This window comes from Lentibacillus sp., from assembly GCF_035301675.1.
Taxonomy (GTDB): Bacteria; Bacillota; Bacilli; order Bacillales; family Amphibacillaceae; genus Lentibacillus.
The window spans coordinates 37,416-56,189 of sequence record NZ_DATGTT010000001.1 but is presented as its reverse complement, the minus strand read 5'-3'; the positions used below and the strand labels follow the sequence as shown (position 1 = coordinate 56,189).

The window sequence follows — 18,774 nt, the reverse complement described above, 5'->3', positions numbered from 1 at the left end:
GGTCAGATTGCCTCAGTGTTCGGCTATAGCATGATTTATCTGACAGCGGCCGGGTCTGTACTATTTTCACTCCTCCTTTATTTTTATTTATATATAAGAGCAAAAGTCCGGGCAGCTGACTGACTGCCCGGATTTTTTAATTATATCAGAAAGTATAAATTTTTGGCTCTACGAATGCTTTATCAAAAATAGCCACGTCTGGCTCCAGCGCCTAGCGTGACTTCCTTCACCTCCGTCCGATAAGTCAACAGCGATTGACTTACGTTCATCGTGTTTCCTTTATCTCCTGCGGTTCAGTCCAGTCCGTACGTCGCTAAACGGGCGCTTGCGCCTTTGTTCTGAACCGCAATCCTCCGTCTGCGGGATTGATACTCCATAAAAACTTTTCGTTATGATGCCCCCTTTTGCTCAATTATTTCGATTATAGGGGTGAAAGGAGGTGGACAGCATGGCTGCAGCACAAAAAGTGGGATCACGGTTAACGCTTGTGTTGGATGACGGGGACGACATGATGACAGGCAAAACCATTTTTAAGTCAAAAAGTTTTAACAATGTGAAGCCGGAAGCAACTGCGGATCAGTTGTTTGCTATTGCAACAGCTGTTGCGGGACTACAGGAACGTCCGCTTTATACGATTGAACGTCACGATGAGTCTGAAATCACACAGGCATAATTCTTAAAAGTAATAACAGGAAGGAGGGGCATAATGAAAAAACTTGAGCTTAAATTTTTGAATGAAGACGATAAAACCGTCACGTACTCGCTGGAAAAGCCGGTTGAACCAGTAGATGCGTCCGCCGTGAGCGCTGCAATGGATGAAATCATTTCACAAAATGCGTTCACCTCATCAGGCGGTGATCTCGTTTCCAAGAAAAGCGCCCGTATTGTGGATCGCACTGTCGCCGAAATTGAGCTTCCATAAGGCATAAGGTAAAGACCAGCGGCTTCATCGCCCCTGGTCTTTTTCTAAAAAAAGGGCAGTGGAAGCCCATTTGAATAAAAATCCAAAAGGAGGTCATATCAGTGGAAACATGGGTATCTTTTGTCACGGAAGTCGGCTTTCCAATCGTGGTGACATTTTACTTGCTGCACCGGATCGAAGGCAAACTGAACGATCTGATTGAATCCATCCACGCACTTCCGGGTAAAATGAAGTGATATATTTGAGTGGAGAACTTCGGCAATTGCCGGAGTTTCTCATTGCATTTTCGCACAAAACAGCACTTTTTGAGGAAAAGACGTTTATAACCCGCTTGATTCTTCCATCCTATGAATATTGCATGTTCAAAAAGGATAAACAGGGATTTCTTGAATAATCCAACAGTCTTTAGTTTAAAAACGCCATCGTCTCATTTACAATATTAATAGTTAATAAGATGCCAGAAGGTAGGGTAAATGTGTTTTGAAACAAATCCGTGATCTTAATATACAAAAAATGTTTTCAACCGCCATCTATCAGCGCGGCTGGCAATATTATCAAAAAGGTCTGGTAAGTGATTTGACCTATGATAAAAATTTTAAAATCTGGTCCGCATCGGTACAAGGGACTGAGGAATACTTTGTGGAAGTGAACACCTCCGAGCTGTCCAATGGCTCAATGGATGTGTATTGCGATTGTCCGGCATATTCCACGTTTGGACCCTGCAAGCACACCGCAGCCGTCCTTATAAAAATCAGCAACAGCAACGCTGATAATCCAATCAAAATGTCGAAGGATTATCGTATGACCGATTGGCTGATGAATTCTATTGCATCGTTGTCGACATATCAGCCGGCTTCCGAAATCACATTGCAAAAAGTGCCGCTTCATGTCGAGTATTACTGCAGATGGAATGATGAACATAATCTGCTTCTGGAACTGAAAGTCGGTGAAAATCGGCCGCTTGTCGTCAAAAACATACAGGATTTCCTGGGCGATGTTTTTTCAGGAAATGAGCATTATTTTACGAAAACATTCACATACAACCCGGAAATCCATTACTTCCATGAACAGGATATGGAAATTCTCGAGACACTTTATTCCATTTTAAACAATGAAAAAGTCTATTTTGACCGGAATATTTACCGGTTTATGGATGCTCCCGAGCGGGCAGTAATCATTCCGCCATTAACTGCTAAACAATTGCTGCAGAAGCTGTCGGAGCTTGACTTCACTGTTAAATCGACCGAGGGAAACTATCAAAATATTGTGATTGCCGAGGATGAGCTGCCGTTTCAGTTTGACCTTTCCAAAACGGAGGAAGGCGAGTTGTCCCTGCTGATGGATGATATCGGATCCGTCACTTATTTCGAACGTTATAACTTATTATTTTCACATGGCACGTTTTATTTTCCGGCTAAAGAGCAGATTCCGATCATTTCGCAGCTCACTTTCGCCGGTAAGCAAAGCGAGCGATTGCCGGTACCCAAGGAAAAAGCTGATGATTTTATTTCACAGGTTGTACCGTCCCTGAAAAAAGTCGGCGATGTGCAAATATCTGAAAATATAGCCGATGAAATCATTCAGTTTCCCCTCAAAGCCCAATTATACTTGGAATTGAAAGACAATTGGATTGCCGGCAAATTGTCTTATCATTACGGCAGTCACGAGATTGATCCATTTAACGGACGTGAGCAGGATGATGATATTATTATTATCCGTGATGTGGAAAAAGAACAGCAGATTATGAACCTGATTGAGCACGCAAACTTTCATTATAACGGCAAAGAACTGTATATTGAAATCGATGATGATACGCTGTACGAGTTTTTGTTCAGTGTTTTGCCGGTGCTCGATAAATATCTCGAATTGTATATGACCGATGAAATTCGCCGGTTTTTTGTTGATACGCAGGCCTCACCGAGTACAAGTGTACAGCTTGAATCGTCGTCCAATTTGCTGGATATCGGTTTCGATATTGAAGGGATTAACGATGAAGAAGTGGATCAGGTGCTTAATGCAGTCATGGAAAAAAGACGCTACTATCGCCTGCAGGATGGAGCATTTCTTTCTCTGGAAGGGGAGGAATTCGCATCCGTTAAGCAGCTGTTTGATGACTTGGATATTGGCCAGGAGGATTTACAGGACGGAAATGTGCAAATGCCCGTTTATCGCGGCACCCAGATAGATAATCTAATTGATACGAAAAAGCAGTATGACCCGGCATTTCAAAAGCTGCTGCATCAATTGCGTTCCCCCGAAGAACAGGTTTACCCGCTGCCGGAAAATCTGAATGCGGAGCTGCGCAATTACCAGCTGACCGGCTATCAGTGGTTCAAATCATTGAGCCATTATCATCTTGGCGGTATTCTTGCGGATGACATGGGGCTCGGAAAAACAGTGCAAAGCATTGCCTATATCCTTTCAGAACCTGGCGATACACCCCATTTAATTGTCGCGCCCTCGTCGGTATTGTACAACTGGAAAAATGAATGTGAAAAATTTGCACCTGACTTAGAAGTGGCCGTTATGACCGGAGCACCAGCTGAACGGGTGAAGATGATAGAAGAGAATGACAGCAAGGATGTTTGGATCACATCCTATGCGACATTAAGACAGGATATCGAATTATATCAGGAAAAAACATTCCAGACGCTGATTCTGGATGAAGCACAATATATTAAAAATTACGCTACCAAGACCTCCCGGGCCATCAGACAAATAAAGGCAGGAAGACGCTTTGCCTTGAGCGGAACGCCAATTGAGAATTCAATTGATGAACTATGGGCGATTTTCCAGGTAATTTTACCGGGATTAATGCCGGGGCAGCGAAAGTTCAAGCAACTGGAACATGATAAAATCGCCTCACTGACGAGACCGTTTATTTTACGGCGGGTTAAAGGCGATGTCCTGAAAGAACTGCCTGAAAAGATTGAATCGGTGCACGTATCCGAGCTGACGAAAGATCAAAAAGACTTGTATGTCGGATACTGGCGGGAGCTGCAGCAGGAAGCGGCCCAGTCGATGAAAGAAAGCGGATTTCAGCAGAACCGGATGAAAATATTGGCAGGGCTGACACGCCTGCGCCAGATTTGCTGTCATCCATCCATGTTTGTGGAAAATTATGAAGGAGAGTCCGGCAAGCTGAATCAGCTGATGGATACAGTCAGAAATGCGGTGGCAAACGGCAAACGTATGCTGATTTTTTCGCAGTTTACCAGTATGCATGAGATCATTATGGAAAAAATGAAGGAAGCGGGCATTGATTATTTCTATCTGCATGGTCAAACCGGATCCGAAGAGCGCGTTCAAATGAGTGAACGGTTTAATCATGGCGAAAAAAACGTGTTTCTTGTTTCCCTGAAAGCAGGAGGGACCGGTCTGAATTTAACCGGCGCAGATACGGTCATCCTTTATGATCTATGGTGGAATCCTGCAGTTGAAGACCAGGCGACAGGACGAGCGCATCGGTTTGGACAAAAAAATGTCGTTCAGGTGATCCGTCTTGTAACAGAAGGGACGATTGAAGAAAAAATATTCGACCTGCAGCAAAAAAAACGTGAGCTCATTGATCAGGTCATCCAGCCAGGAGAAACAATGCTGTCAAGTCTGAGCGAGGAAGATGTGCGTGAATTGTTGAATATTTGATGGTGTTAGACAGTTTACAGAATTGTGAATAAATATTACAATGAAATTAACGGCAAACCATGAAAGGTGGTTAATATGAATTCCTTTTTCAAAGGAACCGCAAAATTCATCGTTGCCAACATTGCTGTGATTTTCACCATTATGCTGTTGCCGGTATTTCTGATTACTGATTCAATCCCTGTCTATGATGAATTGATGAATTACCTGTTCAGCAACAGATCGTGAACAAACCGGGTGTGCACCACTGCATATCCGGTTTTTTTTACGTATTGAAACACTCCCTGTTATTTACAGAATCTCTCCATGGAACTGTATATATGTCAACTGCGGGCAGGTACAGAGCTATTATCATAGCAGAAGAATGCCATGCATATAATAATCTAAATATTTTTAAAACTTGAAATAACCGTGAATAAAGGGTAAAATACAAAGGTAAACCGTTTTCAGTGAGTCCTGTATAATATTGGTTTGAATAAAAAATGAAGAGGGGGAATTATTTTGAGAAAACGCAATCTTTACTTACTCATTTTGATTTTTGCCATGGGCATGATTTTGAGTGCCTGTGGTGATAGTGGTCAGGGCAGCAGTGGCGGAAGCGACAGTTCCGGCGATTCTGCTGAGCCGATGACGAATCTGACGATGGGAACAGGAAGTGTCGGTGGTGTTTACTATCCGCTTGGTGGTGAGATGGCTAACCTTTTTACAGATAATATTGATGTAGAGGGATTTGATGTAAGCTCAGTAGAGTCCGGTGCATCAGTTGAAAATATCGCCAAAGTTCAATCAGGTGACTATCAGCTGGGGATTGCACAAAATACAACATTGATTAATGCTGTCAATCAAAAGGGCGAATTTGAAGGGAAAACCACTGATAAAGTCGGTGTTATTGGTTCACTTTATCCGGAAGCACTGCAGGTGGTTACACTTGAATCAACAGGAATTGAATCCATTGAGGAATTGAAAGGCAAGAAGGTTGCAATCGGCCCTCCAGGCGGTGCCACCCGTGAAGCAGCCGAATTGGTGCTGAGCGCATACGGAATTGAAAAGGGCGATTATGAAGCTTATGAAGAGGGCTTTGGAGATGCAAAAAGTAAACTGCAAAATGGAACTATTGACGCATCATTTGCTGTCGTAGGTGTGCCATCATCAACAACAGACGAACTGGCTAACGCGACAGGTGAAGTGAAATTCCTCGATATTGAAGGGGATGCATTACAGAAAGTATTGGATAACAGCCAATATGAAGCATATACGGTTGAGCCTGGAACTTACGAATGGCAGGAGGAGCCGGCAGAAACAATTACTGCAATGGCACTGTTGCTTGGATCTACGGAACAGGTGAGTGAAGATCTTGCTTATAAAATGACAAAAACGTTGTATGAAAAATCGGATGAAATGACAATCGAACAGGCATCACTGATAACACAGGATAATGCAATGACTGGTGTTGGGGAATTGCCTCTGCACCCTGGTACTGAAAAGTATTTTAAAGAAGTCGGTATTACTGAATAGTGAGAGCCGGACATATAGTGTCCGGTTTTTTCTCAGATAGACACAACGTATAACTTGAAATCGGCGGAATGGCCGATTTCTTCTATGCCGGCCTCTGGCATCTTGCCTCAGGGAACACGGGGTGGTGCGGAATAATTCTTACTGAACAGCAGACGAAAAGAATGGAGGGAAACCGGTGGCTGAGCAGCATACAAACGAAATCGACAAACATGAATTAATGGCAAAATATGATAAAGAGAGTAATTTTCGAACCAAGCTGGGCCCGTGGGGATGGCTTACACTTGCAATTGGAGCTGCATTAACCATTTTTCAGCTTTATACGGCCTATTATGGCGCTAAAGTTTCCATGATCCAAGGGGCAATACACCTTGGAGCAGCCTTAAGTCTGGTATATTTGCTTTATCCGATAAAACCCGCCATGGCTAAAAACAAGGGTGTTCCTTGGTATGATGCTCTGTTGGCACTGATTGCATTATTTACGAATTTCTATATCGTTTATAATTATGACCATTTAATCAACGAAGCTATCGTTTTTGGATTTACAGCATTTGACCAGATTGTAGCCACCGCAGGAATTCTGTTGTTGCTTGAGGCAACAAGACGTGTTGTTGGTATTCCAATTGTCATAATAGCAATTATTGCTTTGCTTTACGGCTTGTTTGGCAATCATATTCCTGTCATTGGACATGCCGGTTACGATTGGCCCTCGCTGGCAACGGAGATGTTTTTTAGTTCAAGTGGTGTTTTTGGTATTCCTATTCAAATTTCATCTACTTACATTTATTTATTTCTGTTTTTTGGCGTTATTCTAGTTAAAACAAATATAGGCCAATTTTTTAATGATATTGCTTTGAGATTGACAGGAAAGTATACCGGCGGAACGGCAAAAGCTGCTGTTGCGGCAAGCGGGCTGCAGGGGATGGTCAGCGGCTCATCCGTTGCAAACACAGTCGGATCGGGTTCGTTTACGATTCCGATGATGAAAAATGCAGGCTTCAGACCTCACTTTGCCGCTGCGACAGAGGCAGCAGCATCGACAGGGGGGCAGTTAATGCCGCCGATCATGGGTGCTGCCGCTTTCATTATGGCATCCTATACAGGCGTTCCATACAGTGAAATTATCGTTATTGCGGTGATTCCTGCAGCGCTGTATTTCTCCGGTGTTTTTATGGGAACACACTTTGAAGCAAGAAAACAGGGAATTTTAGGGCTGACAATCGACCAGCTTCCAAAATTGAAAAATTTAGTCAAGCGGATCGATCTATTCGCACCGCTTGTCATTATCATTGGCTTCCTGCTGGCGGGATATACTCCAACATTTGCAGCACTGTTTGCAATCTTTGTTGCATTTATCATTAGTTTCTTCAGGAAAGAAACACGGATGACATTAAAAGAGATTATTAAATTGCTTGAAGAAGGAGCCCGGACGGCGCTGCCCGTCATTGCAGCCTGTGCGACAGCAGGTATTATTGCAGGTACCGTCACGACAACAGGATTAGGTCCAAAAATTGCCGGCGGGATCATCGATTTGGCACAGGGACAGTTTTTCCTTGTCATGGTCTTCACCATGTTTGCCTGTATCATATTGGGTATGGGACTCCCGACCACTGCCAACTATGTCGTTACTGCAACAATGGCAGCTCCGGCGTTATTGGCCTTTGATGTACCGGTCATCGCTGTGCATATGTTTGTGTTTTACTTTGGTATTGTTGCAGATATTACACCACCTGTTTGTCTGGCAGCCTATGCCGGCGCAGGGATCGCTCGTGCCAACCCGATGAAAGCCGGCGTAACTGCCGTTCAGCTCGCGATTGCGGCATTTGTTATTCCGTATATGTTTGTTTCGCAGCCAATTCTTTTGCTGCAGGGCGATGCAAATGCGTTAAACGTGTCGGTTGCTGTGATTACGGCAATGATTGGCATGGCGGCAATCAGCTCAAGTTTGATTGGTTATTACGTCAAGTCACTGAACTGGATTGAGCGGGTTATCATGATAATTGCCGGTTTGCTTCTTGTTTATCCGCATATGGCCATTTCGCTGACAGGCCTGGTGATCTTTGCAGTCATTACCGCTATGCAATTTATGCAAGGTAAATCGGATAAAGCGAAGCGGCAAATTTCATAATAAGAAAATGCAGGCGATGTTGGCTCGCCTGCATTTTTAATTGCTAAAATTCGAGTAAGCATGTATGGCGACAGCGTTCATTTGTATTTATTGATTCAATTTAAATAATTTTCGCGGGCGGCCTTTCACATACGGTTTTTCTTCACCAATCACTTTAATAACGTTTCCCGCCATCAGTTTTTTAATGGTGCGTTCAGCACTGCGTTTTGTTACACCATAATAAGTTGCGATATCATTGGATGAAAATGGTTCATTGTTACGCACTTCAATGAAATCAATGAAATTATAGGATAGTTCATTGTTAAGTTTGGCTTCATGGATTAACGAACGGTATAATGCCGATGGGCTGAACTCCTTTTTAACGCCGAGTGGGCCAATCATGTCACGACGTTCATTGACAATGTAACACGTTCCATCATCCTTGCTTTCACAGGTCTGCAACGCAAGTTTAGCATTTTCGTCGGCATGTTTTGCGGTTAATCCGAGACCAAACCCGATGTCGACCGGTGCGTTTACGGCGTTTTCCATTTCCCTTAACAATGCAAAATCACGATAGCTGCTGGTAATGTGATCGAGCATTCCACGAGTCCCAAACAACACAAACTGGCCATTGCCGGTCGATAAAACAGACGCATGTGTTTTCTTGGAATAATTCAATAAAATCCGCTGCAGTTTAGGATGCAATTCCCTCGTATGCAAATCACCTTTTTCTGATTGGATGGCATCAATGGACTTAATACGGACATATCCGGTAACAATTTGTGTGCTTTGCGACTGATTGATGACCACAATTGATTTAGCTTTTTCAATGGCATACATAAAATTCAATTTGGGAATCGCCATGCAGCTGCCCGGTATACCCTTTGTACGCATGATTTGACTCACTTCGCTGATGGACGTCAGGACGTAATCGATTTTCCCTTCCTTCCAAAGTTTTTCGTGATAGGCCGCGATTTGGCCGGTATCAATACGGACGTTATGTCCATAGTCGTAAACATAAATCCCTTGGTCACTGGTATCTGTTTCATGCAGGACTTCGTTAATATATCTGCTTTCAGGTATATCGATGGACAGTCGCCTTAATTCCTGTTTGTGATAATTTTTCACATGGTACAGGGAAGAAAGGATCATATAAGAATCAAAATCAACTTTAACGGCGGGAAGTCTTTTTTTATCAATTATTTGCTTTGCATATAAATAAGACAAGGCATCGGCAAATAAATATATATCACACATAATGGCTTTTTCCACCAGTTGCACTGTTTCTTTTGGATTTGAGCAGTCAAACGGAAAAATTTCGATATCTTCCTGGTCTGCAGTAAAGCTGTGAAGTTTGTGTATGATGTCTTTATGGCCAAACACTGCAATCTTGACATTCAATTTCATCCCCCCAAGCATGAATTCATGCAAGCGTCATGAGCGCTTCTTAACGACATGATATACTAATAATTATCATAGTACGGAATTTTCACAATATTGTCAAGATGTATAAAGCAGAAAACATATAAATTAGATGGAGCGAATGGGGCGGAATTTTAGAAGAATGTGATATGATTGGAGTAACTGCAGAGAAGGAGGTATATGGTCGTGACTACATTAATGGACAAGCTCGGAGTGGATGTACCGATTATTCAGGCCGGCATGGCAGGCGGCATCACGACTCCTGAAATGGTCGTATCTGTTGCGAATGCAGGGGCGCTTGGTACAATCGGGGCAGGCTATATGAGTGATGCAGCCTTAAAAAAAGATATCCGGGAAATCAAGCAGCTGACTGATAAGCCATTTGCCGTGAATCTGTTTGCTGTTAATCTGGAGGCATTTTCTGATGATATTCAGCCAATGCAGCAATTTCTTAATCGATATCGCAAGGAATTGGAAATTGACCCCGGCGGGAATTCGATAAAAGTGCATGATTATTTACAAGAAAAAGTAAATGTTATTCTCGAGGAAAATATTCCGATTGTCAGCACAGCATTCGGCGTACTGTCCTACATGTTGATTGACCGTTTGAAAGCTAATGATGTCACGTTAATTGGCATGGCGACAAACCTGGATGAAGCCAGACAACTGAAGGATGCCGGGTATGACGCTATCGTTGCTCAGGGAACAGAAGCAGGCGGTCATCGCGGAACATTTGATGTGGACAAATATCCAAATGGCTGCCAGACAGGATTGCATGTATTGGTGCAGGAATTGCTCGAACATATTGATCTGCCTGTGATAGCAGCTGGCGGAATACATACGAAATCACAGGTTGATGCGTTATTGGAAATGGGCGTTTCAGCCGTTCAGCTCGGCACACGGTTTTTAGTGGCGGAAGAAGCCGGAACAAACACAGCCTACCGTCGTGCTCTTATTAAAGCCGGTACAAATGACACGTCGATTACGAAAGTATTTTCCGGTCGTCCGGCACGTGCAATCCGAAACCGTTTCATTGAAGAGGTGGAAAACAACGGGATCAGATTACAGTCATTTCCTGTGCAAAATCAAATGACAAAAGATATCCGCTCCGCCGGAAAAGAATTTGCCGCAGCCGATATGCAATCGTTGTGGGCAGGACAGGGTGTTGGTGCGATTGAAAAGGAAGAGAGTGTTGCGGCGATTGTAAGGTCACTCGATCAAACCACGGTCAAGAGCTGATAGAAGTGAAACTTCATTTATTACAAAAAACCCAAACTAACTAGAATTTAGAATTGGTGCATTTACCCCGCTCCGGAAATATACTTGGTGCTCGTCACTTTCCGCGGGCGGCTGGTGAGTCTCCTCGTGCTCGTCGTGTTGCAAGTTTTTCGGTGAAGCAGCACTCCTCGCAGGTCGAAGATTACCCAGGAGAGCCTTGCTTTGTGCTGACGCACTGTGAGGTCTCACCAATGCCATTTTCCCGCGGTCTACATACATTTCCTCCGCTCAAGGAGTAGATTGTTCTTCTTTAGGCTAGGTTGTTTAGTTTCGTCCCACCCTCATTACAATCTTGATCACCCTTGCATCTTGTAATGTTCTTTCACCTGTTTGCGCAGCTTGCGCTTTAAAAATTTACCGACAGAAGTTTTCGGAATTTCGTCGAAGAACAGAACATCATCAGGCATCCACCATTTGGCGAATTGCGGCCGGATGAATTCAAGCAATTCATCTTTATCTGCATCATTATTGCCCTCATGGAGCACAACGCAGGCGACTGGGCGCTCCTGCCACTCAGCATCAGGAATGGCCACAACACTAGCTTCGAATACGGCTTCATGTGCCATAATAGCATTTTCAATTTCGACTGATGAAATCCACTCGCCGCCGCTTTTTATCAGATCTTTCGTACGGTCGACGATTTGGATATTGCCTTCTTCATCAACAGTTACCACATCACCGGTATGGAACCAGCCGTCATGGAACGCATCCGCGGTGCGGTCATCCTCGTAATATTCACTGGCTATCCACGGGCCACGCAACAGCAGCTCACCCATTTCTTCACCATTCCAGGCTACTTCCCCGGTATTTCCCAAAACTTTCATTTCCAGACCTGGGACAAGCATTCCCTGTTTAGTACGTTCATCCAACTTCTCTTCTTCGGTCAAATCCTGCTGGTAGCTCTTCAAACGTGAGTAAGTGACAAGAGGGGTAGTTTCAGTTGCGCCGTAAGCATGTGCAAAGGGCACGCCCAGTTTTTGTTCAAATGCCTGGATCAATCCTCTTGGCGCAGCGGAACCGCCGCAAAGTACAGCACGCAAACTTGACGTATCGTAATCACCCTGTTCGAGTTCACGGAGCATACCAAGCCAGATGGTCGGAACACCTGCCGTAATTGTCACATTAAACCTGTCAATGAATTCAGCCAGCCGTTTTGGGGTGAAACGCGGTCCGGGCATTACTTGCGTCGAACCGAACCAGGTACAGGCGAAAGGGGTTCCCCAGGCATTGACGTGAAATTGCGGTACAACAGGCATCGATACATCTGATTCGGAGATGGCAGCTGTGTCGGCAAGCCCAAGTGCATAGCTGTGGAGCACGATGCCGCGGTGAGAGTAGATGACACCCTTAGGCTTCCCGGTTGTTGCGGATGTATAGCACATGCCGGCAGGGTCATTTTCATCAATATCTGTTTCAAAAGGTTGTTCAGGATTTCCGGTTTGCAGCAGTTTTTCATATGAATAGAGTGGTGAAAGGGTTGATTCGGGAAGCTCATTTTTGTCGGTCATGACCACAAAAGCTTTAACTGTTTGGAGTTTGTCTTGTACTTTTTCAATCAGCGGGAGGATATCTTCATCAATCAACAGGACTTGATCTTCGGCGTGGTTGATGATGTAAATAATGTGCTCGGGAGCCAATCGGATATTAATCGTATGCAATACGGCACCCATCCCCGGTGCTGCAAAGTAAATCTCAAGATGACGGTGGTGATTCCAGGCAAGTGTTCCGACACGATCGCCCTTTTGTACACCGAGCTGTCTGAGAGCGCTCATGAGGCGTCGCGTACGCTCACCAATCTGAGCATATGTTAGCCGGTGCAGCTTATCGTGTGTTTGTGAGATGACTTCTTTTTTGGCAAAAAACTTTTCCGCATGTTCCATCATTGGGCCAATGGTAAGTGGTGTTTGCATCATAATACCATCTCCTTTAATTCGATTTTTACAAGCTTAGGTATATAATATCACATATTATAAAAAAATTTAAAAAATTAAATGAACGAACTTTAAAAAGGAAGTACTATACAATCCATGCTACAATAAAGAGTGGATGAATATATAGAGTAAGTGGAGTTACGAATAGATATGGTTGGAAAACGGAAAGGCAAAATACCAATGAAAAAACAGCATGACTTCACTGATGGGAATATTTTTAAACATTTACTTATATTTTCCGGACCGCTGATGCTGACGAATTTGCTGCAAACATCTTATCAGTTCGCAGACAGTCTTTGGGTGGGTAATCTGCTCGGGGCAAATGCACTCGGGGCGGTGGCAATTGCGAGTACGATCATTTTTACAATTCTTTCATTTGTGCTGGGACTCAATAACGCGGCTTTGACAATTCTTTCCCAACAAAAAGGGAAAGAGAATGAATCCGGTTTGAAACGCTATTTGAATGCGTTTGTCGTTATTCTGACGATTCTCGCGCTCTCACTGAGCGTGCTCGGATTCGTGCTGGCAGAGCAACTGCTGCATCTATTGGGAACACCGGAAAATATGCTTGGTGAAGCTGAAACATATTTGCAGATCAACTTTCTTGGAATTCTGTTTTTGTTCGGCTACAACTTTATCAGCACAGTACTAAGGGCACTTGGTGATAGCAGGACCCCACTGCGGTTCGTCATGATTGCTGTACTGCTCAATATCCTTCTGAATCCGTTGTTTATTGCCGGTTTGAACCTGGGCATTAATGGGGCTGCGTTTGCAACCATTGTGGCACAGGGCACTGCTTTTTTATACGGCATCATTCATGTGCTGTCCAAAAAACTCGCTCCATTCAGTTTCCCAGTGCCACCCTCAAAGCGCGAAGTCGGTCTAATACTGAATCTCGGAATACCAGCAGGTCTGCAAATGGCAGTCATTTCAGCCGGATCGGCGGCCATCATGAGTGTTGTCACAATTTTCGGCAGCGGTGTTGTAGCAGGCTTTGGGGCAGCCCAGCGTCTGGACAAGATTTTAATGCTGCCGGCACATGCGCTGGGAACAGCTGTGAACAGTATGGCCGGACAAAACATTGGTGTCCGGGACTGGCTGCGGGTGGGGAGGATTGCGAAATACGGTGTGCTCTACAACTTCTTGATTATGGTGCTGGTCGGCCTCACCGTGGTGTTGTTTGCGGAACATGGCATCCGGCTGTTTATTGAGGATGCAGAAGCGGTGGCATTCGGGACAAAGTACTTGCAAATTGTTGCTTTATGTTATCCGTTTCTCGGGATCAACTTTATTTTAAATGGTATTGTCAGGGCGTCAGGAGCAATGTATCAGGTACTCGTGCTGAATATCATCTCCTTCTGGGTGCTGCGCTTTCCATTGACCTACATCTTTTCCAGCTGGTTTTGCGATACCGGAATACCCCTTGGTATGGGGTCAAGTTTCCTGTTAAGCAGTTTCGCAGCCATTATGTATTACCGGTTTGGAAAATGGCGTGAGAAACGATTGTTTTCCAGGGAAAATTAGGTGCGAAAATCTATGAAAATAGTTATCAGGCTGCTTGCCCTTGCCATATATGGAGTAGCGGGGAGTTTGACCTTTCCAGGAAGGACAGATGGAAACGATGAAACGAAAAACAAAACAGGCTATCAAGAAAACAATACTTATCTCAGCCGTTCTGTGCGGTTTGTTTATCTTACTTTCCATTTTATCACTGGAAGGAGACCGGCAATCGCACGGCCCGTCAAAGCAAGCCCTCAGTGAACAGGTGCTGGAATACCGGCCTATTGTGGAAAAATATGCCACACAATATGACGTTGAAGAACATGTTGATGTTCTCTTGGCAATGATGATGCAGGAGTCAGGCGGCCGCGGTGAAGATCCAATGCAATCTTCCGAGAGCTATTGCGGGTCAAGGGGGTGTATTAAAGACCCCGAATTGTCCATCAAACAGGGTGTCCATTATTTTTCCGGGACGCTGGAAGAAGCTGATGGCGATGTGATGCTGGCAGTCCAATCGTATAATTTTGGAAAGGGCTTTATCGATTATGTGGAAACCAATTCGGGTGAATACACGCAAAAAGCAGCAGTTAATTTTTCACAGGAAATGTATGCTGCCGCTGATAATCAGGCGAAATTCCGCTGTCCACGGGAGGAGGCCCAGAAAATTGATGCGTGCTACGGGGATATTTTCTACGTCCGTGATGTCATGGCCTATACAAAAGATGCTTCGGAAAACTAGTATTTTAAAGTCATAACATGATACGATAAATGTAAATTTTGGAATGGGAGGAATGATGATGAGAAAAGAAATCTATACGGAGAAATCACCGGCTGCAATTGGTCCGTATTCACAGGCAATCGAGGCAGGTGACTTCATTTATGTGTCCGGTCAGATTGGCATTAATCCCGAAACAGGTGATGTTGCTGAGGGGATAGAAGCACAGACGAAACAGGTTATGCACAACCTGCAGGCGATTTTGACCGAAGCGGGAAGTGACTTTTCCCAAGTGGTTAAATTTACCATTTATATCAATTCCATGGACAACTTTGCAACGGTCAATGATATTTATGGCAGCTATTTAACGAAACCATATCCCTCAAGGGCAACGGTTGAAGTTAGCCGGCTTCCTAAAAATGTGTTGGTTGAAATGGATGCGGTTGTTTATAAAAAATAACTTCTGGAGGCCCTTTGAATGGACAACTTTACATTTCATAATCCGGTGAAACTCATTTTTGGTAGGGGAAAGCTCGAGGCCCTTACTGAAGAAATTCCCAAGTATGGAAATAAGGTGCTGTTGCTATATGGGGGCGGAAGTATTAAATGCAATGGCATCTACGACCGGATTATTGAAAAATTGAATGAAATAAACTCTGAAGTGTTTGAATTTACAGGGATAGAGGCAAACCCGAAACTGTCAACGGTACGCCAGGCAATTGATGTCTGTAAAAGAGAACAAATCGAATTACTGCTGGCAGTTGGCGGGGGCAGTGTAATTGATGCTGCAAAAGCTATCGCTGCCGGAGCTAATACAGAAACTGACATTTGGGATATTATTACCAAAAAAGAAAAAGTAACTGAAGCCCTGCCGATTGGAACGGTTGTAACCATCGCTTCAGCGGGATCGGAAATGAATGCAAGCTCTGTTATAACAAATTGGGAAACAAAGGAGAAGAAAGGATGGGCAAGCCCTTACACCTATCCGAAGTTTTCGGTTCTTGACCCGGTACTTACATATTCCGTTCCACATGAACAAACAGTATTTGGAATTGTTGATGTTATGGCACATGTCCTGGAGAATTATTTTCACCATACGTCAAATACACCGGTACAGGATGGTCTTTGCGAAGCCATTTTGCGGGAAATGATTGAAGCCGGACCCCGCCTGTTGGAGAACCCCAAAAGTTATGAACTTCGTGAGAGCGTCATGCTTAATGCGGTCCTGGCTCGAAATGGCATGCTTAATATGGGATATAAAGGCGATTGGGCGACACATGAAATCGAGCATGCCATATCAGCTGTCCACGATATTCCGCATGCTGGGGGTATCGCAATATTATTTCCAAACTGGATGAGGCATGTAGTAGATAAAAATAATACTGGACGTTTTAAGCAGTTGGCAGTTCGTGTGTTTGACATTGATCCTGAGGGGAAAAGTGACCGCGAAGTATCACTGGAAGGAATTGCTCAGCTGCAGGAATTCTGGAAGGGACTTGGTGCACCGGTTTCATTGAAAGAATATGAAATCGACGAAAGCACACTTGACGAGATAGCTGATAAAACAGTTAGTAAAAGTCCGGAATTTGGAAGATTTAAAAGGTTAACAAGGCATGATTCAATGAACATCTTAAGGGAAAGTTTACAGGAAGTTGGGGTTTAATACGGTCCCAAGTTGCCCGAACTGTGGATTGCTCACAAGTGTTGAGAAATCACCGAGTTGCTCGAAAATAGTCGAAAGATGACGATGGCGGCATTTGTCATGAAAATACTCTGCCAAAAGTACAATTTCCGACAAAATATTACCCGGGAAATATTTTGTCGGAAATTAATCTTTCAAAAAAACTGGCTGTTCATCATTATTGATAAACAGCCAGTTCTTCTTTTATAGCTTCGCGAATTTTATCTAAACACTCTTCAGGGGTTTTGCCGTAAACACGACGGTTATTAACAAGTGCATAAGGGCGAACCCTGCATAAGCCGCAAATAGCCAGGCATTCGTTCATGAGCACAGCAACCTCTGGAAATTCGCTTTCGATGATTCCTTCTATATCCAAAGAAGTGATGGCGTTTCCGTCACAGACTTCTACAACAATTGCGCCCATAGCTATCACTTTCTTTCTAATTTAAAATGGTACGATGTTATTTTTAACATATTCAGCTTAATATATCAAATCGGTTGCCTGTGATATCCGAAAATGTCAACAGTAAAACCGGCATGATATTCACCGGGTCCTCCAATTCAAACCATACTTGTCACAGCTCACATCAGCTACTGTGATTAGGCGAATGAGAAGATAAAGAATGTGTACCTTTCCGCTGCTTACCTTCATATTCATGTCTGTACCACGTAATAAGCACGATGGCACCACTAACAATCAAAAGGGCACTGGTGACGAAAAACACCGAGGAAATACCGAAAAATCCGGCCAGCATGCCGCCGAATGCAGGTCCGATAATATTGCCCAGGAAACGTAAACTTGTGTTGTAGCCAAGCATTTCACCCTGAATGGATAATGGTGCTTCCTGTCTGATATAAGCAATACGGACCGGGATGATGCCGCCAATTGAAATTCCGAGCAGGAAGCGCAGTACCACCAGCTGCCAGATATTTGTAACAAATGCTCCCGGGAAATAAACGATACCCGCCATGAATAGTAAAAATATTAATATTTTGATGTAGCCGGTACGATCGCCAATCCGGCCCCAGCGTCTCGCCATCATTAAATTGCCCAGACCTGCCGCGGAAAAGGCCATCCCGGAAAAGAATGCAATACTTGTTGGACCATGTATCTCTGCCACATATAACGATAAGATAGGTTGGACGCTGAAGTGTGCAACCTGCACAAGAGCAGATATGAGCATGACTGCAAGCAGTACGGGGTGCCCAAAAATATGTAGCAGCACTTGCTTGCTCGTATAGGCTGTTTCTTTGTTTGTACTTTCTTCAGTTTTGTACAGCAATTCCCGAATGCCAAGCAGCACAAGCAGTCCGGACATAAAAATGGTGATGGAAACCCATTTGAACGTTGCGGAATAGCCGAACATATCGGCAAGCACCCCGCCAAGCAAAGGCCCCATCAGATTGCCGGTCACACTTCCGGTCTGAAGTGTCCCCAATACACGGCCAGCGATTTCTTTTGGCGTCTGTGTCGAAATAAGAGCCTGTGACATCGGAATAAAGCCGGTGAATATCCCCATAATCAAGCGCAGGAAAAAGAGATCCCAAACTGAGTTGGCAAAACCCATTAACAAAACCGATAACCCCATTCCCGCAGCAAATAGGATTAATATATTCTTTCTTCCGAATTTATCGCCGACCCGCCCCCAGATGGGTGAGAAAATAAATGCTGTACCAAACGTAATGCCAAAAATCCATCCCGACCAGTTTTGCACGTATGCATCTGAGAAGTTTCCGAATTCCTCGATATATAGCGAAAGAAATGGAAGCACCATCGTCAGACTGCCGCCAACAAAGAAATTTGCAAACCACATGATAATTAAATTTCGTTTGACATGAGTGTTTTCCTCAGTAATTATAATTCCCTTCTTTCTAATTTACTTCCCTGACCTGAATGTATAATATATAGGAATGCGAAATAAGTTTAAAGAATAATGCTCACCTCGTAATTTTCCCCGAAATTGACACCATGACACTGAAAAAAACTATTCAAATGAAGCATAAAACGGTATAATGAGTTTTGATTGTTCGTAAGATGGACAAGAGAAGTAAAACTTTCTGTAA

At 43.9% G+C, this 18,774-nt stretch carries 16 protein-coding genes; 12 read left to right on the top strand and 4 right to left on the bottom strand.

The annotated features are described in order from the left end of the window. Positions 1 to 448: 448 nt before the first annotated feature. The 7 genes from VK097_RS00230 (at position 449) to VK097_RS00200 (ending at position 8,204) form a co-directional block, all read left to right on the top strand. Positions 449 to 673, top strand: a complete 225-nt coding sequence (locus tag VK097_RS00230; RefSeq protein ID WP_324209782.1) for a DUF1659 domain-containing protein — start codon at positions 449 to 451, stop codon at positions 671 to 673. A 33-nt stretch (positions 674 to 706) separates the two neighbouring features. Continuing rightward, on the top strand, positions 707 to 922 hold the full coding sequence (locus VK097_RS00225) for a DUF2922 domain-containing protein (protein WP_324209781.1): 216 nt from the start codon (positions 707 to 709) through the stop codon (positions 920 to 922). A gap of 101 nt (positions 923 to 1,023) precedes the next feature. Next, a complete protein-coding gene (locus VK097_RS00220; RefSeq protein WP_324209780.1) occupies positions 1,024 to 1,158 on the top strand; it encodes a YvrJ family protein in 135 nt (44 codons plus the stop codon). A gap of 244 nt (positions 1,159 to 1,402) precedes the next feature. Continuing rightward, on the top strand, positions 1,403 to 4,567 hold the full coding sequence (locus VK097_RS00215) for a DEAD/DEAH box helicase (RefSeq protein ID WP_324209779.1): 3,165 nt from the start codon (positions 1,403 to 1,405) through the stop codon (positions 4,565 to 4,567). Between the two features lie 75 nt (positions 4,568 to 4,642). Next, positions 4,643 to 4,792 (top strand): hypothetical protein, encoded by a 150-nt coding sequence (locus tag VK097_RS00210; protein ID WP_324209778.1) that lies wholly within the window; start codon positions 4,643 to 4,645, stop codon positions 4,790 to 4,792. A gap of 273 nt (positions 4,793 to 5,065) precedes the next feature. Continuing rightward, positions 5,066 to 6,079 carry a TAXI family TRAP transporter solute-binding subunit gene (locus tag VK097_RS00205; protein WP_324209777.1) on the top strand — a complete coding sequence of 338 codons (1,014 nt, stop codon included), beginning with the start codon at positions 5,066 to 5,068 and terminating at the stop codon, positions 6,077 to 6,079. 217 nt (positions 6,080 to 6,296) lie between these two features. Continuing rightward, positions 6,297 to 8,204, top strand: coding sequence for a TRAP transporter permease (locus VK097_RS00200; RefSeq protein WP_324209783.1), 1,908 nt, complete (start codon positions 6,297 to 6,299; stop codon positions 8,202 to 8,204). Positions 8,205 to 8,291: 87 nt separating this feature from the next. On the opposite strand, the gene VK097_RS00195 is transcribed toward VK097_RS00200, so the two are convergent. Then, the gene (locus tag VK097_RS00195) at positions 8,292 to 9,590 is read right to left on the bottom strand and encodes a hypothetical protein (protein WP_324209776.1); all 1,299 of its coding nucleotides are present in this window, start codon (positions 9,588 to 9,590) and stop codon (positions 8,292 to 8,294) included. A gap of 201 nt (positions 9,591 to 9,791) precedes the next feature. On the opposite strand from VK097_RS00195, the gene VK097_RS00190 reads away from it, so the two are divergent. Further along, positions 9,792 to 10,844, top strand: coding sequence for an NAD(P)H-dependent flavin oxidoreductase (locus VK097_RS00190; RefSeq protein ID WP_324209775.1), 1,053 nt, complete (start codon positions 9,792 to 9,794; stop codon positions 10,842 to 10,844). A gap of 335 nt (positions 10,845 to 11,179) precedes the next feature. On the opposite strand, the gene VK097_RS00185 is transcribed toward VK097_RS00190, so the two are convergent. After that, positions 11,180 to 12,796 (bottom strand): long-chain fatty acid--CoA ligase, encoded by a 1,617-nt coding sequence (locus VK097_RS00185; RefSeq protein WP_324209774.1) that lies wholly within the window; start codon positions 12,794 to 12,796, stop codon positions 11,180 to 11,182. Positions 12,797 to 12,964: 168 nt separating this feature from the next. On the opposite strand from VK097_RS00185, the gene VK097_RS00180 reads away from it, so the two are divergent. From VK097_RS00180 to VK097_RS00165, 4 genes are all read left to right on the top strand, one after another. Continuing rightward, entirely contained in the window at positions 12,965 to 14,338 is a 1,374-nt protein-coding gene (locus tag VK097_RS00180) for an MATE family efflux transporter (RefSeq protein ID WP_324209773.1), read from the top strand. A gap of 88 nt (positions 14,339 to 14,426) precedes the next feature. Beyond that, a complete protein-coding gene (locus VK097_RS00175) occupies positions 14,427 to 15,053 on the top strand; it encodes a lysozyme family protein (protein ID WP_324209772.1) in 627 nt (208 codons plus the stop codon). A gap of 58 nt (positions 15,054 to 15,111) precedes the next feature. Beyond that, the gene (locus tag VK097_RS00170) at positions 15,112 to 15,489 is read left to right on the top strand and encodes a RidA family protein (protein WP_324209771.1); all 378 of its coding nucleotides are present in this window, start codon (positions 15,112 to 15,114) and stop codon (positions 15,487 to 15,489) included. 18 nt (positions 15,490 to 15,507) lie between these two features. Continuing rightward, positions 15,508 to 16,692 carry an iron-containing alcohol dehydrogenase gene (locus VK097_RS00165; RefSeq protein WP_324209770.1) on the top strand — a complete coding sequence of 395 codons (1,185 nt, stop codon included), beginning with the start codon at positions 15,508 to 15,510 and terminating at the stop codon, positions 16,690 to 16,692. 196 nt (positions 16,693 to 16,888) lie between these two features. Here VK097_RS00165 and VK097_RS00160 read toward each other — a convergent pair whose 3' ends face one another. Both VK097_RS00160 and VK097_RS00155 read right to left on the bottom strand, forming a co-directional pair. After that, on the bottom strand, positions 16,889 to 17,134 hold the full coding sequence (locus VK097_RS00160) for a YuzB family protein (protein ID WP_176448532.1): 246 nt from the start codon (positions 17,132 to 17,134) through the stop codon (positions 16,889 to 16,891). A 163-nt stretch (positions 17,135 to 17,297) separates the two neighbouring features. Further along, complete coding sequence (locus VK097_RS00155; RefSeq protein ID WP_324209769.1) at positions 17,298 to 18,524, bottom strand: MFS transporter; 1,227 nt, start codon at positions 18,522 to 18,524, stop codon at positions 17,298 to 17,300. Positions 18,525 to 18,774: the final 250 nt, after the last annotated feature.